Annotated in this window: 13 protein-coding genes; 3 read left to right on the top strand and 10 right to left on the bottom strand. The window is 39.4% G+C overall.

Annotated elements, in window-relative coordinates; all coding sequences use genetic code 11:
* Nucleotides 1-134: 134 nt before the first annotated feature.
* Complete coding sequence (locus tag ACQV1I_RS05510) at nucleotides 135-2159, bottom strand: serine hydrolase (RefSeq protein ID WP_438769119.1); 2025 nt, start codon at nucleotides 2157-2159, stop codon at nucleotides 135-137.
* A 539-nt stretch (nucleotides 2160-2698) separates the two neighbouring features.
* Between ACQV1I_RS05510 and ACQV1I_RS05505 the strand changes: the two genes are divergently transcribed.
* Complete coding sequence (locus ACQV1I_RS05505; RefSeq protein WP_018673857.1) at nucleotides 2699-3049, top strand: hypothetical protein; 351 nt, start codon at nucleotides 2699-2701, stop codon at nucleotides 3047-3049.
* 531 nt (nucleotides 3050-3580) lie between these two features.
* Here the strand turns inward: ACQV1I_RS05505 and ACQV1I_RS05500 are convergent.
* From ACQV1I_RS05500 to ACQV1I_RS05485, 4 genes are all read right to left on the bottom strand, one after another.
* The gene (locus ACQV1I_RS05500) at nucleotides 3581-3976 is read right to left on the bottom strand and encodes a hypothetical protein (protein ID WP_116333048.1); all 396 of its coding nucleotides are present in this window, start codon (nucleotides 3974-3976) and stop codon (nucleotides 3581-3583) included.
* Between the two features lie 29 nt (nucleotides 3977-4005).
* Nucleotides 4006-4212, bottom strand: a complete 207-nt coding sequence (locus ACQV1I_RS05495; RefSeq protein WP_094701970.1) for a helix-turn-helix transcriptional regulator — start codon at nucleotides 4210-4212, stop codon at nucleotides 4006-4008.
* A gap of 222 nt (nucleotides 4213-4434) precedes the next feature.
* The gene (locus ACQV1I_RS05490; RefSeq protein ID WP_116333047.1) at nucleotides 4435-5472 is read right to left on the bottom strand and encodes a methyltransferase; all 1038 of its coding nucleotides are present in this window, start codon (nucleotides 5470-5472) and stop codon (nucleotides 4435-4437) included.
* 213 nt (nucleotides 5473-5685) lie between these two features.
* Nucleotides 5686-6708 carry an aminoglycoside adenylyltransferase domain-containing protein gene (locus ACQV1I_RS05485; RefSeq protein ID WP_236645678.1) on the bottom strand — a complete coding sequence of 341 codons (1023 nt, stop codon included), beginning with the start codon at nucleotides 6706-6708 and terminating at the stop codon, nucleotides 5686-5688.
* A 75-nt stretch (nucleotides 6709-6783) separates the two neighbouring features.
* Here ACQV1I_RS05485 and ACQV1I_RS05480 point away from each other — a divergent pair, with 75 nt between their 5' ends.
* Both ACQV1I_RS05480 and ACQV1I_RS05475 read left to right on the top strand, forming a co-directional pair.
* The gene (locus ACQV1I_RS05480; RefSeq protein ID WP_094701982.1) at nucleotides 6784-7377 is read left to right on the top strand and encodes a YdcF family protein; all 594 of its coding nucleotides are present in this window, start codon (nucleotides 6784-6786) and stop codon (nucleotides 7375-7377) included.
* Between the two features lie 495 nt (nucleotides 7378-7872).
* Complete coding sequence (locus tag ACQV1I_RS05475; RefSeq protein WP_116333045.1) at nucleotides 7873-8592, top strand: thioesterase II family protein; 720 nt, start codon at nucleotides 7873-7875, stop codon at nucleotides 8590-8592.
* A gap of 115 nt (nucleotides 8593-8707) precedes the next feature.
* On the opposite strand, the gene ACQV1I_RS05470 is transcribed toward ACQV1I_RS05475, so the two are convergent.
* From ACQV1I_RS05470 to ACQV1I_RS05450, 5 genes are all read right to left on the bottom strand, one after another.
* Nucleotides 8708-13951, bottom strand: a complete 5244-nt coding sequence (locus ACQV1I_RS05470) for an SDR family NAD(P)-dependent oxidoreductase (protein WP_438769118.1) — start codon at nucleotides 13949-13951, stop codon at nucleotides 8708-8710.
* 87 nt (nucleotides 13952-14038) lie between these two features.
* The gene (locus tag ACQV1I_RS05465; RefSeq protein WP_094701960.1) at nucleotides 14039-15052 is read right to left on the bottom strand and encodes an aldo/keto reductase; all 1014 of its coding nucleotides are present in this window, start codon (nucleotides 15050-15052) and stop codon (nucleotides 14039-14041) included.
* Nucleotides 15053-15186: 134 nt separating this feature from the next.
* A complete protein-coding gene (locus ACQV1I_RS05460; protein ID WP_116333043.1) occupies nucleotides 15187-16668 on the bottom strand; it encodes a hypothetical protein in 1482 nt (493 codons plus the stop codon).
* Between the two features lie 19 nt (nucleotides 16669-16687).
* Nucleotides 16688-17410, bottom strand: a complete 723-nt coding sequence (locus ACQV1I_RS05455; RefSeq protein ID WP_018673845.1) for an ABC transporter ATP-binding protein — start codon at nucleotides 17408-17410, stop codon at nucleotides 16688-16690.
* Between the two features lie 61 nt (nucleotides 17411-17471).
* Nucleotides 17472-24947 carry a non-ribosomal peptide synthetase gene (locus ACQV1I_RS05450; RefSeq protein ID WP_116333042.1) on the bottom strand — a complete coding sequence of 2492 codons (7476 nt, stop codon included), beginning with the start codon at nucleotides 24945-24947 and terminating at the stop codon, nucleotides 17472-17474.
* Nucleotides 24948-24966: the final 19 nt, after the last annotated feature.

The following is a 24966-nucleotide window of genomic DNA, read 5'->3' as shown; positions in this document are numbered from 1 at the left end:
ACTCCTATATCAAGTTGTTTTTCCAAATTATATGATTTTTTCTGATTTTTCTCATAACCCCACTACAATTTAAAACTCCACAGAGAGTCCGTCTGCTCTCTGCGGAGTAATGTGACAAAAGAGAATATTCTCGTTTACTGTTCGTTGGAGATAAATCGTTGTGAAAATAAACTTAACAGTGCAGCCGCCTCCTGGCGAAGCATTGGCTGCTTGGATTTATAATCGATTTCTCCCCGACTATTAGGTTTTACTTCTGGACCGTACAGACCTTTTGAGACCACATACTGAACTCCATCCACAGCCCAGGGATCTGTTTGGCCAATCAAAGCCACTTTTGTAGAGACAGGTACTTGTTTTTTATTGGCAACTCGCCATATGAGCATTGCCGCCTCTTCTCGGGTAATTGCTTTATTCGGCTCAATTCGTTGATTATTGGGTTTTTCCACAAGGCCAAAATCGAGAGCACTTTGAATGTCTCCAGCGTATTGGTTACCAGTTAGATCCATAGACGCAGTCATTTTTTTAGAGGGTGGAACTCCTAAGACTCGCAGTAATTGCGCAATAAATTCTCCCCGAGTAATTGGCTCTTCTGGATGAAACTTATTGTCGGGAGTTTCTATTAGATACCCAAGCTGTTTTACATCGTAAATATATTTAGCATATTTGTGATCTTTATCGACATCACTATATCGTTTTGGCTCCAGTCTCTTTTGCGCCCAACTATCTACTTTATGGTAGTAAAAATAGTCGATCGAGCCATTCGGATTTGCTTTAAACGCTGCCTTCATTCCCTGTTCATCTTCAAACAAAAGTGGGTCCCTTTGCCGAAGCTTATGTGTGCCTAAAGGGTCTTTAATCATTAGTTGTCCGTCGTCCAATACGGTTACTCGAAATACCCAATAAGGGGATCGTAAGTCTTGATAAACACCTACAAATCTATTCAGCTGTTTTTTGGTGCTTTTTACATTTACTTTATCTTCCACTGGTTTTGGATAGTAATGATCCATGAACGCTTTGAACAGCTCTTCACGAAAATTTGCTCCATCTCCATTAAAAACGACAAATCCGCCTATCTTCTTTTCTGGTAAAAGCCACATCCAAGAATGGTATCCAGGCAAATCTCCGCCCTTGCCAATTACAACTTGATGATTATAATTGTTTTGGAAAAAAGTTTCGAATCCATATGCGCCATTTTGAATTTTTGGATGTAGGTTATGGCGAATTTGATGCATGGTTTTCGCCGTTTTTTCTTGCAAAATCTGTTTTCCTTCAAACTTACCACCATTAAGATGAGCAATCATGAACTTAGCCATGTCACTTGCAGTCGATAACATACTCCCATCTGGTGCATTCGTCGGAATTAATCCATACTCAGGAATTGGCTTTTTCTTGCTATCATACGGTGTAGCCAAATTAGCATGTATATCTGGTTTCATTATGAAACTACTACTATTCATACCTAAAGGTTTAAAAATATTATTTTCCACATACTGATGAAACGGTATACCGGTTATATTTTGGACAATGTATCCTAGCAGGACGAAAGCATAATTGTCATATCGATACACTTCTCCGGGATTGTGTACAACACTCGGTGCATTCTGTTTAACAAATTCATCCAATGAATAATATTTTTCCGGGGAACTGTTATCCATAGAAGGGAGATCGACATAATCAAAACCAGTCATATGTGCCATTAAATGATCCAAGGTGAGTTTTTTGCCTGTCTTATTGTTGATGTTGAAATCCTTCAGGTACGCTTGAACGTCCTTATTTATGTCTAATTTGTTTTGTTCCACGAGTTGCATAGCTGCTGTGGACGTGAAGACTTTGGAAATAGAAGCTATACGAAATACCGTAGAATCTGGATCTACCGGTCGTTTCTTCTCCACATCAGCGTAACCATAGCCTTTCTTGAACAATACTTGGTCATCCTTTACCACTACAAATGCAGCACCTGAGAGCTTATCTTTGATTTGTGGAAGGTTGAAAAACTGATCAGCAAACTTCTCCACTTCTTTTGAATTTGTTGGTCCTAGTGGTTTTACTTTCGTTTCTGCTGCATAAGCCATCGGTGTAGCAATAAGAGAAAAAATAAGCAGGGTCCAACCTAGTACCTTAAACATTTTTATCCGAAGTAGTACATGGATAGGCATCATAGATACTCTCCTTTTGGTTATGTCTTCATGTACATGGCCGTATCGTCCGACATTCAATTCATTCTGAGTTCGCCCTAGAAGATCACTCCTTTTGTAAGAACTGGAATGCGATACCATTTTGTGGGTTGTGAGATTTCTATCACGAAGCTACCAAAACAGCTGTCGTAATCCCGAGTGACAAAGCGTCATAACCATACAGTTCCAAGATATTGATCTACTCTAGGCAATAAATAGTCCCGTTCATAGTATGCTGATCAAAGTCGTAAAAATGTGTTTTTTCCTAAATCAATGGGTTATTTACTAGCTGACGGTGTAAGGCTTTTTCTGAGCTATCATATGGGGTATAGTCGGGGTCAAATACATTGTTTTTTGCTCCTTGCTCTGTATTATTAATCTGTTTGAGTGCGAATGAATCAGTTTCCTGCAATTGTCCGTTTGGTTATAGTGGGGTTTTACAATTTGCATGTATATATTTACAATATTTGGTTTTAAAGGTAATCTATTGTTGTAACATTCCAAATGATAGGAGGGCTTCGTTGATGAAAAAAGTTGTCTCAACATTATTCGCTTTATCTTTAGCTTTTGGAATAACAGTCACACCACTTCTACCAGTATCAAGTGCAAGTGCAACACCAGCCAAACATCCTGATAACGTCTCAGCATCACTCCGCACCTCTAATGAAACATGGAATATCGGTTCGCATATAAGAATAAGTACGAAGGATGGATGGTCACAAAAAGTGTTTCAAAGTCGTGAGGTTATAAAAGTTGAATACGACAGTAGTACCCAGTTTAATAAATTTACCGCAGTTCAACCTGGATCTGCATCCATTTATGTCTACAAATACGGTACCTTAAATTATATAAGGAATATAACTGTGCCTTATTAAATACCGTTGCCATAATGGTATCCTGATATAAGAAATTTCTGATTCTGATAGCTAGATTTCCAGTTTTCGACTTTTAAATCCGCTTTCATAAATTTTTCTCTGTCAAACGTTTCGTTATGTGGACTTATTTTTTTCTCCATTTGGCTTCGGGCTTAGTCTATTAATGGAAAATAGGTGTTCATCCAAACCCGATTACAAAGTTGAGCATATCCTCTAAGTGTAAGAGAGATAAGGGAGGTATGTGAAATGAGGCGGCGTAAGTCGGAGTGTTGTGAATGTTACTGTCCCCCTAGGCATAGAAAATATGATTATCCTATGCGTTTGGACGACATGGAAGATGATCCCCCACTAAGGGGCGGTAGAGGCTTTGGTGGAAGAGAATTTGGCCGCAGGGGGTTCCGCGAATCACCTTTCTTCCGTAGAGAGTCACCATTTTTCCGGCGGGAATCACCTTTCTTTGGTTCGCCATTTTTCTTCTAGTAAGAATCAAATATGTAGAGTCCTCTTTCGCAAATGGAGGACTCTACATGATTAACGAAATCTTCTACAAACAATATATTCAACGGCCGGTAAAATAACTGTTGATGCACAAAGTACAAGAAATAATGGCATATTTTTTATTGGCTGATTAGAGTAAAACGGAACTTCTACGAATAGGAATATAAGCAGAATAATCAACATCAGAACAAAATAACTAATCTTTGCACTTTTGAATGTAATGAACTGACCTAGTTCGTCCCGTTGGTCTTCAGCTGAATTCCAAGAAATCGTATTGAAAAAAAACATCAAAACAATCGGTATGCTGATCAGGTCACTGAACCCCAGCTGCTGACCCTGTACGTACTTGAAAAGGTTATAGCACACGATTGCAAGCACTGCGATCCCCGAAATAATTCCCCCAATAAGTTTCTTATTTGCAATTGGCATATTGCATTCCTCCTCATCACTTGATGGTGTCATAGCTCTTCATTTTTTCTAAACATAAACATTGTATCCACAGTCCCACCTAATACATAGGAAAGCTGGAAAGCAAGAACTAGGCTGGGGTCATACTTATTATTTTCAATTGCATTTATCGTCTGCCTTGATACACCACAAGCTTTAGCTAAATCATCTTGTGACAGCCCTAGCGATTTCCGACACTCTTTTATTCTATTCTCCATGAAATCCCCTCTCAAAAATGTAAAACACATTTGACATCATCTTACAAGGAGAGGTACATAAATGTCAAATATATTTTACATCCCCTCGATTTGTCTGAATACTATCCAATCATAAGATAATGAATGATGAATAAGCAAAATAAAACTGCCTGAGAACGAAAAATCCTTCGTCTCAGACAGTAGCATTAGCACCTCAACTCGTCCTATTCTATTTCGAACATTCTACATCCGATAAATCTCCAGTAAAGACATCCCCATCGATGTTTGAATCACTCTATGCAAAACCAATCCGCTTGCCTTACATAATTGAGAGTGTTCTTCCTTCGTCCGTTCCTTCCCACCCAGTAAAAGTAGCATCTGTAGATCAAGGAATTTCATCATATCTCTAGTGTTTCCTTCTTCAAGGACTGATTCAATAACTAGGAGTTTTCCACTATCACCCATTGCTTCTCTACATTGCTTGAGAATCTCAATAGCTTTATCATCATTCCAATTGTGTAGAATATGCTTCAAAATATAGAGATCTCCGCCTTTTGTAATCTCTTTGAAAAAATCACCTATTACAAATTCACAGCGATCAGATACTTGTTCCTTATCTAGGTTAGCTAGAGCCATTTCACGAGCATAAGATTGGTCAAATATGATCCCTTTACTATCTGGGTTTTCCTTTAAAATCGCAGTAAGCAGTTGTCCGTGATTACCCGCTACATCTATTATTTTAAGATAGGAGGAAAAATCGTAATTGACTAGGATTTGCTCGATCTGTCGTTGTGTATTATGATACATTGCTAGATTAAAGATATCTCCAGCTTTTTTGTTTTCTGATTGACTTAAATATTCGTAAAATGGTAGCTTGAAAGTTTTCTCGAAGGATGATTCGCCTGTTTTTACACTCGTTAGTAAATCCGGTAAAATCCTCCACATCGGTTGTCCACCTAGCATCAATACCATGGAATGCAGTGAACCCTCCACATCACTTCTTAACCATTCAGCCATTGGTGTCAGCTCGAAGATTCCCTTCTCGCCCTCATTGAAAATTTCCATGCTAGATAGTGCACGTAGTACACGATAAAGAGCTGCTTCATCTGTCTGTGTTACACGAGCTAGTTCACCAACACTTTTTGACCCATCTTTTAGATGATCGGCAAGTTGTAAATCCGCGGCTACATAGATCGCTTGAAACATGAAGGGCATAAATAGTTTCTCAAGAAGAGCCACATTTGCCGGCATTTCGGCTGTATCCTTTTCTTTTAAAAACATGAACAAGCACCTCCTATTTATTTGGATGAAACATATCATAATTATAACTACATTGGGATTAAATGTATATTTTTAAAAAACAAAAAAAAGACGAACAAGAATGAGAATAGGTAACTTCTTCATGTAAAATCCATGTTACATGTTTTTTTACATAAAGACGTTACGTTCATCATCTCTGTTACGTCTTATTATTTGTCAGATGTTTTGTTACTTTTAGTCCAATGCAAGCTTCTTCATAATCGAAACAAACTCTAGTAATTTGTCCTTTGGAGCGAGATCCGTACCAGCTTTTGCTATCTTAACAGCATCTAGTCGCTTTTCCCATACGCGTAGCGCCCTCTTGATTATGACTTTTCCAAGAGCTGGCACCCTAGACAATACAGATTCAGCAGCAGCTTGCTTGCTAACAATTTCACCGGTATGCATCGTGTGTAAAATCCGACACAGCGTTAGCACTACAAAAACCTGGTCATTCAGACCTTTATGAAAATAATGCTCCATATTTAATTCAAAATAAAGCAAGTTTCCCATCATGTTATTGGCTAACTCCTGAGATGAGACCTCTGGTATTATTTCAGATGCATCTGGTCCCAATAAAGGAATTCCACGACTACGTAATAATAGTAATGTAATGGCGTTCCAATCTCGGGGCGATTTTAGTAAATAAGCCTCCTCAAAACATTGAGCGCATTCGCATCGATTATGTAATGTTAACCGATGAGATGCGAGGAAATTCCCTTCTAGCTTAGCGAGAATGGGATGTATAGCCATCTGTTCGAAAAATAGCTTTTCGATCAACCACATATCTACCTCTTGTAAATCGCCATCTGTAACACAGAGGAAATCAATGTCACTCTCACCGGGAATATATGCATCTAAGGCAATAGAGCCATATAGATAAAAACCGACGAGCTGTGAGCCAATAAGATTTTGTAGCCCATTCAGAAAGCTTTGCAGAGGACGCTCAATTTCGTTGGGTAGCTTTTTTACCTTTCCAGTAGAGTAAGATGTAACAAGCTGATCATGAGAATGTGACAGACCAAATGAATGGTCAGCATTTCGATAGACCGCTGAAGACGAAAATCCTTTTCTTTTGTTTCCACGCCTCAGTGTATTGGGAACGAAATGAGTGGAAACCAAAGAAGTATTTAAATCATCTGGTGTCGGCTGATCGGACAAGTCCCCGAGTACGTTTGTGGTTACATATGCAGTTTTACCAGGTTTTGACCAAGTCATTTCCATCACCCTATAATCCTTTTGAATAGTGAGGCGAGCAATTTGTTACTTTTCCTTAAAAAAGGGATGCTACGCGTGGGAGTTCCCGTTATTGTAATAATCATCCTATGGTTTAGCTTTATCTTTTACAGGATGGCTCAAGTAGAACGCTCGGCTGTGCCACAATCTGCCGATGTTGCGATTGTCCTTGGTGCTGCCGTCCGAGGTGATCAACCCAGCCCAGCCTTGGCAGAACGTTTAGAAAAAGCATACGAACTCTATCAACAAAAATACATAAAATCCATTATTGTTAGTGGCGGAATTGGAAAAGGGAAAGAACATAGTGAAGCTGATGTTATGAAAGCATATCTTATAAAAAAAGGAGTCCCTGCATCCAGCATCTACCTTGAAAAAAGGGCGGTAAATACGTTAGAAAATCTCAGCTTTAGCCAGCAAATCATGCAGGAGCATGGATATCACACAGCACTGATCGTAAGCCATAATTACCACTTAATGCGTGCTATGGAGATGGCGAATATATTAGCTATGGATGCCCATCCGGTTGGAACCGACTCTGCAAACATATATATCCCTTACTATCGTGTAAAGGAAGGTTTCGCGTATACAAAATGGACATATCATAAGCTTTTTGTACTGCCTACCCAAGAGAAAGCGAAGGGAAATAAATAATTTCCCTTCTTTCATTTTCGGTCAGATTTCTTTTCAACAACAGAGACTGAATTCCCATGAATACATGCAAAAACAGCTATGTAAAAACTGCCAACTTATCATATTCTTTTAGAATATCGTACTTTTTTTACTTTAGCCGCTATTTTTTTCACTAAAAGTGTATTTTAACTAGTTCTTTACTCATATTAACTACCCACCGAACTAAAAAAAAATCGTAGTTCTTTTGAATTAGAATGCCTATCTCCCCTTGTATTTCAACACTAAGCCATCCCCTTCTCCGATATTAATTCACATTTTATTTTTCCTCTTGAAATGAAATTCCTACCCGTAATTTTCACTACACTCCCTCAACTTCGGTGTTGATTCATATTTCAAAGCACAAAAATGAGCAAAAAAGTAAAAATTACCCTTCATTTATTGTATAATGTAAAAATACTGATTTATCAAAACATACATCCTGCAACTAGTACTGGTAGGAAACCAAGGAGGTTACAAGTGTCAACCAAAATGAAATTATTTTGTATCCCTTATGCCGGGGGATCTGCTAGCGTATACTCCAGTTGGAAAAAAGCTTTTCTCCCAAATATAGAGCTCATCCCTATTGAACTTGCTGGAAAAGGAAGTCGTTTTAACCAACCTCTGTACGAAAATATAGAGCAAGCGGTATCTGATATTCTTTCGATCATGCAAAGTAAATTAGATTCTAGCCCGTATGCATTGTTCGGTCATAGCATGGGTGCCTTACTCAGTTTTGAATTGCTCCATGCTCTAAAAGAACAAAATGCGCCTATGCCAATCACCACATTTTTGTCTGGAAAGAATCCTCCTCATATCACTCCCACTACGAATCGTCACAAGCTTGATGGCAGAGAGTTTTGGGAAGAGGTTAGATCAATGGGGGGAACTCCAGCCGAACTGATGACAAGCACAGAGTTAATGGAGCTATTTACACCTATACTTAAAAGAGATTTTAAATTAGTAGAAACGTATGTACCTAATCTGAATAGAGAGCTTATAACCTCACCCGTTACAGTGCTCTATGGCACAAAGGATCAAACAGTATCTGTAGATAGAATGGCAGAATGGAATAGATATACAAGTGAAGAGATCAGCTTTTACAACTTTGATGGTGGACACTTCTTCATCCAAGAGCACGAACAGGCTGTTATCACCCGAGTAAATCAAAGCTTACTGTCAACTACGATCAAGGCATAAAACCACTTCGCTTCTTAGCTACTCAATCATACCTATAAAAAAGGCATTTCCTGCTCTATCTCAGGAAATGCCTTTTACGTATATATGATATTGATGATCGTTTTTCTAGCTGGGATTATCCTGTGTGTACCTTATCGTTGGTGATCACTTGAAGAAAATTCAGGTAATGCCCTAAGAATGTTTTCATTGTCTCCTCTTCAAATAAGTCTGTATTGAACTCCAGCTTTAATCGTAATTGATGCTCTTCTTCATAGACATGTAAGCTTACATCGTACTTAGAGGTCTTATTAGAAACAATGTCCAAGTAGGTTTTCATTTGTTCGTTCTGGTATAGATGCTGTACAGCGTTTTGCATCGTGAATACAATTTGGAACAAAGGCGCCATATCCGCAGTATGCCTTACTTGTAACTCACGTAAAAGGGTTTCTAATGGGACATTCTGATTATCATGCGCCTCTAGCGCCATTCCCCTTACCTTATCTAGTAATTGGTCAAAGGTGAGCTCTTCTTTAAAATCAAAGGATAGCGTGACCGTATTAGCCAGATAGCCGATTATTTTCTCTGTTTGCGGCATATTCCGATTTGCTAGAACGGTTCCCAGACGGAACGTATCCTGTCCAGAATAGCGGAATAGTAGGGCGGCAAATGTAGACAGCAAAAACATATAAGGTGTAGACTTCATGTTTTTACTCGCTTCTATGATATTTTCCGTTAACTCCTGGGTCACTAATTGTTCAATGGTCATTCCTTGGTAGCTTTGAATAGCTGGACGTGAGAGTTGGATAGGTAGGGATAATGGTGCTGTTTCATTTGCAAGAATTTCTTTCCAGTAATATAGTTGATCAGCATATTCTGGGTTCTCTTTTGTCAGCCATTCTTTTTGGTCTAGCAGATAGTTTGCATAGGTATAATCCAACTCTTTAATATCGACAACACCGTTTTCTTGTAGTTCCTTGTAAAAACGTAATAACTCTTTGGTAAATACATGTATCGACCAGCCGTCTGAGATAATATGATGCATACTTCCCAATAAAATGTGAACATTGTCACCAACATGGATAAGAGTAAATCTCGACAGAGACTCATTCATAATCTGAAAAGGAGTATTCGCTTCCGTATCTATCAAAGCTGCCAGCCTTTGTTCTTTTTGTTCCAAAGGATAGGATGATAGGTCTATAATCGGTATCCCCACTACATAGGTATCGTGGATAAATAGCTTTGGATCATCCTCGATCATTCTAATTTCGGATCGTAATGCTTCCTGCGATTGAATAACTGCCTGTATACTTTTTAACAAAGATTGTCTATTTACATTTTCCTCGAAGGAAAGAGTAAATGTGATGTTATAAAAAGGACTGTCTGAACGCGTTTGATATAAGTACCATTGACCTCTTTGCGATGGAGATAAGTCGATGATCTTTTCCCTCTTTTTAGCTGGCTCATACATTCGCGTGACGTTACTCTTGCTCTCAGCTACATTCCCCATGCGATGAATTAATCCTTTGATTGTAGGATTTTCAAAGAATACCTTTAGTGGAATGGCCACACCAAAACGTGACTGTACAGCGGATAGTAATTGAGTTGCCTTTAAGGAACTTCCTCCTAAATCAAAGAAACTATCAAAAGCTTGAATCTGGTCTACCTGTAAAATTTCAGACCATAGCTGTTTAATTTCCTCTTCCATTCGTCGGTTATTATTTACAAGGTGGTCCTCAACCTGATCTGAATGAAGCTGATCGACCTGTCTAAAGATAAGCTTTGTGTAATCGCCTTTCTCATCAATGGTGTGCTCTCTGATGGTACTGTACATTTCGGACAAGGAGAATTGATTATGGGTAGTAGAGAAATAAACAGTAGTTACTATCTCCTTTTCAATCACTTCAGAACATAGCGTGGCAATCTCGGAAACTCCTTTATTTAACCCGATATACAGCATATTATGTTCAAGCATCAAACCTAATTCGAATGAGAAGAGTCCTTTTTGTGGAGAAATCGGTTGATGTCCTCGTCTCATCAATAAATCTTTCATATCTGTAAATTGTTGCCCCAAACCGATATCGTTCCATAAACTCCATGCGAAACATTGTACTCCACCACGTTTTTGTGCCAAATAATCCGTAAATGTCTCCACAAACATATTGGCTGAAGTATAGGCACCTACTCCATAGCCTGATAACAAGCCACTTGAGGAAGAGGAGGTAACAAGAATAGCTTCTGGATATTTTTCCACCAGTTTCCCCAATAGATAGGTTCCAGCTACTTTGGATTCAAACATATTCTCCAGTGATTCAATAGATTCTTCCAATAGTGGTTTCTCATAGTAAATGCCAGCTAAATGAATAATTCCATCCACTTTTTGAGCATTCATGCATAGCATTGACTCATGTACTGCCTTTTCTATTACCGCTAAATCAGATAAATCAGTGCTTTTATAGATAATTTGATCCTTCCGAGTAGCCAGCTTCTCTAATTCCTGTAGTACTCGATATCGTTCATTCTGTGTACCAGCATCCTTGTTATTTTCGCTAGGAAGCGAGGTCTTTCCGAGTAGTAAAACATTTGCATCAAACTGTTGAATTAGGTATTGAGTAATTTGCTTGCCGACTCCGCCAAGACCACCTGTAACTACATAAAACCCTTTTTCTACCAATGGCAATGGCTTTTTGTTTGCTTCTTGAAGATTTACCTGTTGCAGTTTCGGGACAAATCGTTTCCCCTTCGAATAAATAACCACACTTTCTTCATCCGGTAGCCCCTGCTCCGCTTGTAGTGCTAATAATGGATGATAAGGGCGATGATAGGTATCTATATCTACAAATTTAGCAATTGTATTAGGAAATTCGTGCTTCATTGTCTTGATGATTCCTGGAATTGTTGCTTTCTCGTAAGCTGAATCTTCGGCATTTTCTAACGAGAATACATTGGAAGAAACGAACGTTAAGGTTTTTGGCATACCCAATTGTTTATGTAAAGCTTGTAACAGGAATATAAGGCTAAAGCTACCTAAAAATTGACTTTCTTTTACATACGACAGTTCTTTTTTCGCCTTGTCCAAGTCTTCCTGATACGTCCATAAATGGAGGACATGATGAATGGTTATTGATTCGCTTTTTAGCTCCTCACACAATAACTGATAATCCTTTTGCTCATGTTGGTTTATTTCGTAGTGGAACCGTCCTCGTTTCTTAAAGCTTTCTCCTTGATCAACTATAATCATCGTACTAGCACCGTGTTGGGACAAGGACGACCATTGATCTCCCAGCCCTAGTTTGTCTCGAAAAATTAGATACGTCTCTTGAGGAAGCGGGGAGGCTAGCACTGAAATGGGACGCTCTTCCCACTTTCTTACATACATCCATTCTGGAAAAGTTTGATGCACATCCTCATTTTGCGTCTCTATTTGTTTAATAACATCATCAAATTCGCCAGCATATAGTCTCTCAGTGAACTTATTTCGTTGAATTTTACCAGATTCCGTTTTGGAAAATGTTTCTTTCCGAATCGGAATGATATGCTTCGGTGTTATGCCTAAATTCCTACTTACTGTTCGTCTAATCTCCGTAATGATAAATCCTAAGAATTTTTCATCTATATCATTTATAGGAGTAAAGAAGATAGCTAACTCCTCTACACTTTTGGAGGTATCAATAAACGCTGCGGCAGCCACGAACGTAGATTGAACTCCATAGACGCTTTCTACTAATGATTCAATCTCGTAATTATAATAATTTTTACCATTCATAATAATAATATCTTTTTGACGACCAGTAACTGTTAATCGTCCTTCATTGAGGAAGCCCAAGTCCCCTGTAAAGAACCAACCATCTCCAATAAAAGCTTCCTGATTGGCTTCTTGATTTTGATAATAACCAGCCATAATCGTAGGGCCTGTAACTTGCACTCTACCAATATGATTTTCTTGTAGCAACTGATTACTATCATCAACGATTCGAACACTTACACCCGGAATAGGTCCTCCTACCTCCGTAAAGCAAATATGTTCTTTTTCCGTATCATCAACAAATCGAAGTTGGGTTTCAAATGAAATTTTATCTACATAATGAACGCCAGATTGAGGCTCGCTGCGGAATGTTTTAGAAAATACGATACCGGAAGAGGTTTCAGACATTCCAAAAGAGGGATACATGCAATCGTCACGGAGTTGATGTTTACTCAATATGGATAAAAATCGCTTGGCTGTTTTAGCAACAATCGCTTCTCCACCATTTAAGATGTGTTTTACACTGGATAAATCCCAGCTTCCTTCCTCAATAACCTTTTCTTGGTCATTTACTAGAGAAAATGCGAAATTCGGAGCCCATGTTAATGTCGCTTTATACTTGTCCATCCAATGCAACCAGTTCAATGGTTGAGAAATAAATGAATCTACTCTTGGTAAAATTTGTTGGCAGGCTAAATAAACGCCTAAGATATGATACATGACCAATCCACCAACATGCTCTAATGGCATCCAGCATAACAGAACCTCTTCGCTATCAAATTGGTTAAATTGTGCCGTAGCCATTGTGCGTGCGACCAGACTGGCATTTCTATGCTGCACGCATTTAGGTAAACCGGTACTACCCGATGTTAACAAATATAAGACGAAATCTTCCTCTTGGTACGCATAGAATTCCTGTTCCTCATCATTCTCCATTAATTGCTCAGCAGTGCTGATGACAAACTCATCTGTTTCCCATACTCCCGATAGCTTGTTAACTTCCTTCACCAAATCTTCATCAGTTATGATGACTGGCTTATCTAGCATGTTCCAGATATTATATAGCTTGGTGGTATCGGCATTCTTTTCTGCATACGAGGTAGACGTAGCAATCGGTACAGTAATATACCCACCTAACACGCAGGCCCAAAACATAGGGACGTAGTTTTGATTTTTTTGAAACTGGAAAATCACTGGATCTTGAGGCTTGATTCCCATTTTTCGTAGGCCCTTTAATAGACGCTTCGCTTGCCCAAATAATTGTCGATAGCTAGATTCTATTTCATCTCCGTTGTCCAAAACATAGATGATTCCCCTATCTTCCAACTTGGCAGCGTTAATTAATACATCAATCAACGTAGTAGGACTACTAGCCGTTCTCTCTAATTCAGCTCCATGACTGATTGCTAAGGGTAGGGAGCTTTCTATCCGTTCCGTTTGTCGAAGCAACTCCGATTTTGGTGTATTTACTTTTACTCTGTCGGTTTTCATCATGGTTGGGATTAAATCTTTTGCATGCAATGTTCTGTTGCCTTTATTTTTTTCTTCCCGTACCACACGAACTTCATCGATGTATTCTAGACCCTTGAGACCCTTCTCCATATCCAAAATGATCTGAGATTGCTTTTGTATACTCATTGTCTCCTCCTGCTCTATGTTCGTATCATGAAAATTCTATACAGAAATACCTTAGTCCATGAAGAAGAACTAAGGTATTTTCTTTTTTTACAGAACTCCCATCTCCTGCCACTCTTCCTTCGTAGGTGGTCCCATTGTCGGATCATGGAATGGATCATGAAGGGATTCTTTTATGATTTGATCAATTTGGTCTAAATCCTGTGCAGAGAGAGTCCATCCCATTACTCCAGATACCTCATCTAACTGAGCCGGCTTCCTTGCTCCCCAAAGAGATACGCTAACTCCAGGGTGATCTAACGTCCAGCGTACAGCTAGTTGTGCCATCGTTTTTCCTTTTTCTTGTGCTATTACTTTTAAACGATCCACTGCCTGTAGATACTGATCAAAATATTCTGCCGCAAACAAAGGATATCCATGTCGTAAATCGTCTTCAGCAAACGTGGAGTCTTTCGTGAATTTTCCTGTCAATAAGCCTTGTGCCAATGTTCCCCACGTCAGTGTATTAATATTATTCTCAAAGCAATAACGGAAGGTATCCTTATGCTCTGTTTGAAGTACATTAAGTCTTGTTTGGCTACTGTGAAGTGGAGCAACTTTTCGCCACTGCTCGATTTGTTCAATGGAAAAATTACTTACACCAATCGCTCTAATTTTCCCTTCTTTATACAGTTGTGCAAAAATATCTGCTGTTTCTTCAACCGGCAATCCAGGATCAGGCCAATGAAGCTGATACAGATCAATATAGTCTACTTGCAAACGTCGCAAGCTATCCTCGAACTCTTGAAGAACACGCTCTTTAGAAGCATTGCACCAGTATACACCTTCTTCTCCAACCCACTCTATACCAGCCTTGGTGGCGATATGAATTTTGTCTCTTTGGCCAAATTCTTTAATTGCCTTACCGCATATTTCTTCAGATAAGCCAAAACCATAAACAGGAGCTGTATCTAGCGTATTTATCCCTATATCGAAAGCACGATGGATCGCTTGAATGGCATCTTTTTCATTTGTACCTCCCCAAGCCCAACCACCAATGGCCCAGGTTCCTAATCCAATACGTGAGCACTTTAACTCTGATGAACCTAATTGTACGTAATCCATAAAACGACCTCCACTATCATATTTTTCACTCTCTAATGATAATTAGACAAATACAGTAGAAAACAACTTGTTTTAATATTTACATTTTCGTCCTTAAAAGTCAATTTATGACACAGAAATACATTATTCTCTTTTTATCTCGCGCTATAGCGAACTCCAATCAGGCTTACTAGCATTGTAAGAAGCACAATTGTTACTAGAATGGGAATTCCAATATTTATCCAAGATAACCAAAGACACACACCTAGATAAATCAATCCCATAATAGACGACACAATTGCAATTGGATTTTTAGGAGATTGTTTAAGCATTTCTTCTTCTTCCGAGCCTTCTTTAAGATTGACTCCACCTCTACCCTTCTTATCAAGTGAAGCTATACTTAATTGAACAATTACAGTACCAAAGGTAAAGCTAAGAATCAGTAATCCTCCTAGTAGCCACTCCATGAAGGAGAATTGCATGACAATGGATAACACGAGATGACCAATGACCGCTGGCGCTACCACCAAGAGGGAGGCTGTCATTGTTTTTGCCCAGAAAATCGTACTTCCTTTTACAGCCGCTACATAATAAAGAATGTAGTTTTGTTCTTCTAATTGGTAGAGGGCTGATACAATCTCACCAAAAATGAGCGCTGTGAGTAGGGACACGAACAACAATACATAAAAGGATTGATTTGCTTCAGTCAAAAAGGAACTTGCCATTCCTGACCTACCTACCACTGCTCCACAGATAATCGCAATCACCCAGAACCAGAATCGGATTTTTGTGATTGGATTTCTTATAAGTAGCGTTACATCTTTAAAAACGATGGCATCATAAGCACTTTTAACTAAATTAGATAGATTTTCTTGGGTTTCCGGTTTTGTTCTATCAAGCGACTCCGCATGGTTCAGCCAGCTTTCATAGTAAAACTTCCCAATTTGTTCAGAGAATAGAAACAACGTTCCAAGACCTACCAAGAAAATACACACAACATATATCATACAACGCTCTAAATTTTGCCAAGCCTCTGGAGAAATTGTTTCAACCTGAATCAATGCCCACACCAATAAACCAATCAGAGCAACATAGGCAAGTGAGGAGATGCCTACGAACGTCTTTACAATAATAGGGAAGAATCTCATGGTAAGAACCATTAAAAATCGACTCATGATGTCTGTTAACCAAATCATTAATAGAGAAACGATTAGGAATAACAAAACATACAGAACTCTTTCCGTAGCGGAATAGCCAATCGTTAATGGAATAGCAATCATAATTGATGACCACGTGTATAGAGGTAGACTTGAAGTAGATTGGCCAAGAATCATACGAAACGGAGAAACTCCTGATACATGGAACAAAGTCAGTAATCGATCAGAGTACATCTGTTGTGTCAATGTGTTCATGCCTCGAAGCAGACCGACGAAAATACATTCCCCTATGAGAAGCATCAGTCTCGCACTAAGACTGGCATGTAAGAGAAGCTGTCCAAAATTCTCCGAAAAGTACATAGCGATAGCAATGGTTGCCAAGACCACATAAATGATCCATTTAGAAGGGCTATGGATAAAAAAGCGATTAAAGAAGGGTCTTGTGTAAAAGAAACTCATCCATTTCGTTTGTATCCACATACAATTCTGTCACCTCCTGTTACTCAATAGCGGATAAAAAGATATCTTCCAATCGACCTTCTTCATTGCCTGCCACTTGACGCAATTCTTCCATGCTTCCCGTCACCTTGATTTTCCCTTTATGCAGAATGGAGATCGTATCGGCTAATTCTTCAACAATATCCAAAATATGGGTTGTTATAAAGACAGTACCACCCTCTTCTTTGGCAAAGTGTCGAATATAATTTTTCACTTCGCGGGTCGCCTTTGGATCTAATCCATTGGTTACTTCATCTAATAACAATATCCTTGGGCGATGAATCAATGCGCAAGCGATCGAAACCTTTCGTTTCATTCCTAATGAATATTCTTTGATGAGTTGGTCTGCCTTATCTGCTAGATCAAAATGTTCTAACAACGTATCTACACGTTTATTAATGTCTTCATTACTATCATAAAGAGCACCCACAAAGCGTATCATCTCTCTAGCTGTCAATCCTTCATGAAGAAGTGGAACGTCTGGAGCATAACCTGCTATTCTTCTTGCCTCACGATCTTGCCAGATATTGCGCCCTAGAAACCGGACCTCCCCCTCTGATGGGTTCAATTGGCCCGTCATCATTTTAATTGTGGTTGTCTTTCCAGCTCCATTGCTACCTAAAAACGCATAAATATGCCCTTGAGGTACTTCTATATTCAAATGATCAACAGCATAGACCTCATTATACTTTTTCGTAAGGTTTTTTAGTTCAATGACTGCCATGGGTTCCCTCTCCTTCCTTTAGCTATTCATATTTAGGTTGGGACCAGTCGTTAGCATAGCGCTAACGACTAGTTCCTATCTTTTCATCAACAGTATGATTAGGAGTAACAAACCCAACTTTGATCATATGCATAGCCAGCTTGCGCATATACTCACCATCAGGAACAGGATAGGTAAATGAAGAATCCTCTAATAGCTGCAAGGTCCTACTAGAATCGACTGCAACATTAAATTGTTCGGCTCGCTTAGCATCCTTCAGCATTATGGTCATAAGTCCAGCCAAAAACTGCTTTTCATTACCCTGAGACATCATTACACCTAGTTCATGTGTAACATCCTCACGACTCTGTATTCGTCTTGAAAAACCAAGCTCTTCAAATACACGATACATATCATCGTATGTTACGAAATGTGGATTTTGTAAATGGAACACTCTTTCCTGAATTCCTTTACTGGTGATCACGTGTATAATGGCTTCTGCACATATATCAATAGGGGTTAAATCAACCATACCCTGCATAATCTCCTGATCAAAACCTCCAAGCTCAAGAAAAGCTTTTGATAGGAGATAAAACATATTTTCGTTAATGTTTTCTTGGAACCATCCGTCTTGAAAACGTCCTGTTAAGTTACCAACCCGATAGATACGTGCATCTAGGCCGTTTTCCAATCCATTGACAATCACGGCTTCCGCTTCAAATTTACTTCTCAGATATACATTTGACTCATAGTTTTGACCAACATAAAAATCTCTTTCGGTAAATTCCACAAGCTCCGTCGCACCTTCAACGCTGGTTCCCGAAACGCTTAGGGTAGAAACATAATGCAGTGGTAATGTATTATTCAAGCAAAAGGTAACTACATGCTGAGTTCCATGTACATTCGCTCTTTCAAACTCTTCATAGTATCCGTAGTGCTTCACCAATGCAGCTGTGTGGATTACAGTGTCAACCTTAGTTCCTAACGACTCGTAACATTTTGCCTCTAACCCAAATTTGGCTTGCGTAATATCACCGTGAATAATCTGGATGCGATTAAACCATTCATCAATTTGTGAGCTACTGTATTGGGATGTAAAGTAAAAATCTATTTTTTTGCGTAGACGCTGCATAGCAGTCTCATCATCTTTTGCACGAATCACGCAATGAATTGTTGCTTCTGTTTTTTGTAGTAGCTCATGTAGCAAATGAATACCCAAGAAGCCTGTAGAACCTAGCAATAAAACATGCTCCATCTCTTTTTGTCTATCGTGGACTGGCACTACCGGGATCGGTTTCTTCTCACCCTGTTTAAAGATCGAGCCATTACTAGACAGTTCTTGATTGTCCTGCATATCAGATACTTTGCTTGCTACTTCCTCGAAATTTTTACAATTATAGAAGTCTTTCATTTCAAGCTTCCAATTTAATGTATGAACCTTAGCTAGAATTCGTAAAATAGTCAGTGAGTGTCCACCTAGTTCAAAAAGATTATCGGTAATACTTATTTCACTGGCTTCTAATCCCAACACTTCAGCAACTATATTAACTAACTGCCTTTCAGATTCATTCTTTGGAGCAACAATTTCTCTTGTCAGGTGCAGATTGCCTTCTGGTTCTGGCAATGCTCGTTTGTCGACTTTACTATTTGAAGTAAGTGGCAATTTGTCTAAGCCAATAAAATAAGAAGGTACCATGTGTTCTGGCAAAGCATCTCTTACATGTTTACGTAATTCCCCCACATTCCATTGGTCATGTGCAACAATATAAGCGCACAGGTAAGAGCTTCCCTGCTCATTTTGCTTAGCTATAAGGACCGTTTCACTGATAGCAGGATGCTCCAATATTCTTGTTTCAATTTCACTAAGCTCAATTCGATGTCCCCGGATCTTCACTTGTTCATCCTTGCGCCCTACATATTCAAGGACTCCATCTGGTAACCAACGAGCCAAATCCCCTGTGCGGTACATTCTTTCTCCTGGTACAAATGGGTTTTCAACAAAGCGTTCCATCGTTAACTCTGGGAGATTAAGATAACCGCGTGCCAATCCTTCACCGCTGACACATAGCTCTCCAATGACTCCAATTGGTTGCAACTTGTCTTCAGAACTTAAAATATGGACCGTTGTATTATGTAGCGGTCGGCCAATTGGTATAATCCCCCACTCCTTAATGCGTTCATCCACTGTGTAGGTTGTAGCAAAGACCGTCGTTTCTGTCGGACCATATCCATTCACTAATCGTCCATTTCCTAGGAAATCCAACGCTTTTTCCACATGCTTAAACGAGGCTTTCTCTCCTCCAAATGCTATTTTGCGCATGTTTTTGAGACTACTTAAATCCAGTTCCACTAAAGCATTAAACAATGAGGTAGTCATAAAAGATACGGTAATATGCTTTTCACGTATCAATGTAACCAGGTCTACTGGATTCAAGATCACTTCTTTTGGTACTAGTACCAGCGTAGCCCCATGTAATAACGAACTGAATATATCAAAGGTAGAGCCGTCAAATGCGTAGTTAGATAACTGCAAAAAGCGATCCTCAGCCGTTATCTCGATATATCCGTTATTGCATACGGTTTTGACAATGTTTCGATGAGTAGTCAGGTTCCCCTTAGGTTTACCTGTAGAGCCAGATGTGTACATGACATAGGCCAAGTCTTGCGGCTGATTAATTAATTCTATGTTAGATACGGGTTCATCTCGCCATATATCATCCTCTACTATCAAAACCTCTCCCTGATAGCCTGCTGGAACCATGTCTTTTTGTTGTACCAACAAGAGGTGGGTTTGACTGTCTTCGAGCATGTATTGAATTCTTTCCTCAGGATAAGTCGGATCGATTGGCAGATAACTGCCACCTGCCTTTAAAATTCCAAAAATACCTACAATCATCGCCAAAGATCGATCCGTAATTAGCCCAATTACCTGATTTGGTTGAACGCCTTCTCTTCTTAATACGTGAGCTAACTGGTTAAATTTCACATTTAATTGTGTGTAGGTAAACTGTTCCTCTCCACATATAAGAGCGATTTGATCAGGATTTTTAACCACTTGTTCTTCAAACAGTTCTTGAATTGTTTTTTCTCTAGGATAGTCGACTTTTGTCAGATTAAATTCTTCAAGTAAGATATTCTTTTCAGCATCTGTCACGAATTCTAGATGACCAATGTTCTCTTCTGGATGCGCAACAATTTGTGCTAGTAATTGTTCAAAATGACTTGCCATGCGCTGAATGGTTTCTTGTTTAAAGCATTTTGTGCTGTACTCAATGGTTATATAAAGGGATTCCCCTTCCGATATTAACCAACTTAGGGAGAATTTTGCATTTCTTTGCCCAGTTTCATAAGGGAAAATTTCTAAATCACTCATTTGAAACTCAGACATTTCTATATTTTGCAAAGAGAACAAGGTATCAAATAGCGGATGGCGACTCATGTCTCGTTCTAAATTGAGTTTTTCAATCAGCTCTTCAAATGGATATTCTGCGTTTGCATATGCTTGAAAAACAGTCTCTTTTACCTCATTTAAATAGGAAAGGAATGATTGGTCTGCTTTTGGTTGACCGCGTAAAGCTAATGTATTTACAAACATTCCTATAATGTTTTCCAAATCGGCATGAGAGCGTCCAGCAATTGGAGAACCCACAATGATATCTTCCTGTCCAGTATATCTAGCTAAGAAAACCTGATAGGCAGCAAGAAGAGTCATATATAACGTGGTACCTTGACTCGAGCATATTTGTTTCACCTTCGCTAGAAGATCAGCATTAATTTCAAACGTCCATTCATCTCCGTCAAACTGCTGTATAGCCGGGCGTGGATAATCTGTTGGTAACTCTAAGGTAGGAAGCTCGTCAGAAAAACGATGTAACCAGTAATTTTCCTGCTCTTTTAATCTAGATCGCTGCTCGTCTGATTGTTGCCATAACGCGTAGTCTTTGTATTGGATAGCGAGGGCTGGCAATGCTTCTCCCTGATATAGTGTCATGAATTCCTGTAAGAACAGGTTCATAGATACCCCATCTGAAATAATATGATGCATATCCAGGCTCAGCAGATAATGATGTGAATTCAAGCAAATTAAATGAGCTCTGAAAAGCGGTGCCTCGCTTAAATTGAACGGTCTGATAAATTCCTCTAGCTTTGACTGAATTTCTGACTCCCGAGCTTCTATTACTTCTAATTCCCATGAAATATCTTTATTTATTTTTTGAACTAGATTTTCATCAATCATATGAAACGATGTACGGAGACTTTCATGTCGTAGAACAAGAATCTGCAACGTTTCTCTTAGCTTGTCCAGATGTAGTTTTCCTTTTAGTTCAAACGTAAACGGCATGTTATAGCTAGTCGTTTCACTATCTCTCATTTGTTGCACAACATACATTCTTCTTTGTGCAAAAGAAACAGGATAGTAGGGCTGTTCTTCCACTGGTTGAATCGCTGTGTAAGCTGAACCATTCATCTGATCTATGTATGCAGCTAGATCTTTAACCGTTGGACGAGCAAACATCTCATTTAACTGCACATCCACACCTAACTCTTTGTGCATACGAGACACAAGCATCATCGCCTTCAACGAATGTCCACCTAATTCAAAGAAATGATCCTTAGTACCCACACGCTCAAGTCCTAAAATTTCTTGGAATAGTTGAACTAGCTTTTCTTCCGTCTCTGTCGAAGGTGCCTCATACTCGTTCATTCTTTGTCGATCAGGTACCGGTAGCGCTCGCTTATCTACTTTTCCATTTGCAGTAAGCGGCATTTTTTCCACTTCCATCATGTAAGCTGGAACCATGTATTCGGGTAGCGTTTCTATCAAATGCTCGCGTAATGAAGATACACTCCAAGTACCCGTTGCTACCACATAAGCACATAGATACGTATACCCTTGCTCATCATTTCGAGCCACGACGAGTGCCTCACTAATAGAAGGATGGTCAAGTAGCTTGGCCTCGATCTCACCTAACTCAATTCTGTATCCTCGGATCTTGACTTGTTCGTCAATCCTTCCCAGATATTCGATGCTGCCATCGATTCTCCAACGAACTAAGTCCCCTGTGCGATACATTCTCTCTCCAGGTACAAAGGGATTATCAACAAAGCGTTCTACGGTGAGTTCAGGCTGATTAAGGTAGCCTCTTGCAAGCCCTGCACCACTGACGCACAGCTCGCCAGGTATTCCGATCGGCTGTAGATGTCTGTTCTGATCTAAAATATAAACGCTGTGATTAGTGATCGGCTTTCCAATAGGGAAGACATCCTGCTCAGGATGCAGTTGACCGCTCGTCGTGACTACTGTATTTTCGGTTGGACCGTAATTGTTTATGATTTGATACGATGTCTCTTTAACCTTTTGGGCTCGGTCACCGCCAATGAGTAACACACGCAATGTACTACTTGTAAGCTCCATAAATTGTTCAGCTAATTGAGTAGGTAAGAAGCTAATCGTAATTGCATTTTTTTCGAAGTATTCATGTAGAGCATAAATATCGCCACGTCTCGATTCATCTAGCACATGTAGAGTAGCTCCCTGTATGAGGGGAGGAAATGTTTCCCATACCGATGCATCAAATCCAAAACCCGCCAATTTAGTGGATTGATCCTTCTGAGTTACACTAAATGCATCGTTATGCCACATGACTAAATTAACCAAAGAATGATGTTCAACCATAACTCCTTTAGGTAGTCCTGTTGAACCTGAGGTATAGATAATGTAGGCTAAATCATTAACGCCCGTAACAAGAGGTAAATCGCTCGTACTCTCCTTCGCCCAACTCTCTTCTGCTAGCCATAACGTACTTCCCTTATATTCCTGTGGCATATTCAAATGCGGCTGGATAAGCAATTGCTCTGCTTTGCTATCCTGTAACATATGGGCGATTCTTTTTTCTGGATAGGATGGATCAATAGGAAGATAGGCCGCACCCGCCTTTAAAATCCCAATTACCCCCACCACCATCTCAAGTGAGTGCTCTGCCATGATCGCAACGATATCATTCGGCTTTACTTCCCGTTTTCTTAGCATCCATGCCAATTGATTGGCCTTCTCATTCAACTGACGATAGGTTAATGACTGCCCTTTAAAAACGATAGCAGTCTGCTCTGGATTGCGTAATACCTGCTCCTCAAATAGCTGATGGATGGTTTTATCCATTGGAAACTCTGACTTGGCTGGATTGGAATAGCTTACGAGCTGATGCTTTTCTTCCTTAGAAACAATGGCTATCTCATCCACCTGGATATCTAGGTTATGGATGATAGACTGAGCAATCTGTTGTAGGTGATTAAAAATATTATCAATAAAGCTTTTATGATAAAGATTTTGATTATAAGAGATTTTTACTAGTAATTCTGTGTCCATCTGTACCTGCACATTAAAATCAAAGTTGGTTTTCTCATGATCGTCAATGACATTCACAACTTTCAATTCTTGTGAATCGGACTCGCGAGAATCAACGAAGCTATCCGAGGCAACAGGGAAATTTTCGAACGCCACAATATGATGGATAAGTGCATGATTTGATCCTGTAACAGCTTGTATATCAGCCAGTGTTAGATAGTTATACTTTTCAGAGTTTACAGATGCCTCCTGAACCTGCATCAGCAATTCTTTGAAGGTTTGTTTGTCCAGCGTCCGAATTCGAACAGGAATGGTATTGATAAAGATTCCCACTATTTTCTCCACATCGGGAATCTCTGGTGATCTTCCTGAAATGACAGATCCAAATATGGCTTCCTGAGAGTTATTATATTTTTGTAGCAAGATACCCCACATTGTTTGAAACAAGGTACTTATCGTCACTTGGGAAGCTTTTGCTACTTGAACCAATTCCTCCGACAGCTTTTTATCGAAGTGAAAGGTTACCTTATCAATGATGCATACTTCCTTCTCTCCCTTAGAATTTTCCTTAGGGATTACAGATGCACCCTCGAAATCTTGAAGATAATTACTCCAATAGGTTTTTGCTTCCTCTTCATCCTGCTCTTCTAACCAACGAATATATCTGCTGTACGGAATCGATTTCTCAGCAGGGATAGGTTGATTTGCTACGAAGCATTGATAAAAATAGAACAGCTCCTGGTGCAAAATCCCTGTGCACCATCCATCAAAGATAATATGGTGGCTACTGATCACTAATTCGTATTGTTTAGGGGCGACTTTTAATAAAGATAACCGCATGAGGATGTCCCGGGAGAGGTCAAAGCCCTCGTCCCGGTCCCTCTGTTTTGCTACACGAAGAGCCTTTGCTTTATCCGACTCGCTCTTCATAGAGAAATCCTCATAATAAATACTTGCTGTTCGTTCTTTTAACACAACTTGCATCGGCTCTTTTAATTTCTGATACAGGAAGATCGTACGTAGGACATCATACTTGCGAATCAGCTCGTTAAAACTTTTCTCAAGAGATTCGACACATATGTCACCTTCTATTTGAAAAGTTGTCTGATCAAAATAGGCAAGGTTTTCTTTGTCTTTTAATGTATGAAATAACATTCCTCGTTGCATCGGGGATAAGCTATAAATGTCTTTGACGTCTGAGGTATTAATCAAGTTAATCTTCTCCTCCTCA

This window comes from Brevibacillus sp. JB24b (assembly GCF_051713385.1).
Taxonomy (GTDB): domain Bacteria; phylum Bacillota; class Bacilli; order Brevibacillales; family Brevibacillaceae; genus Brevibacillus_B; species Brevibacillus_B laterosporus.
This window is presented reverse-complemented; position numbering and strand designations above follow the sequence as displayed.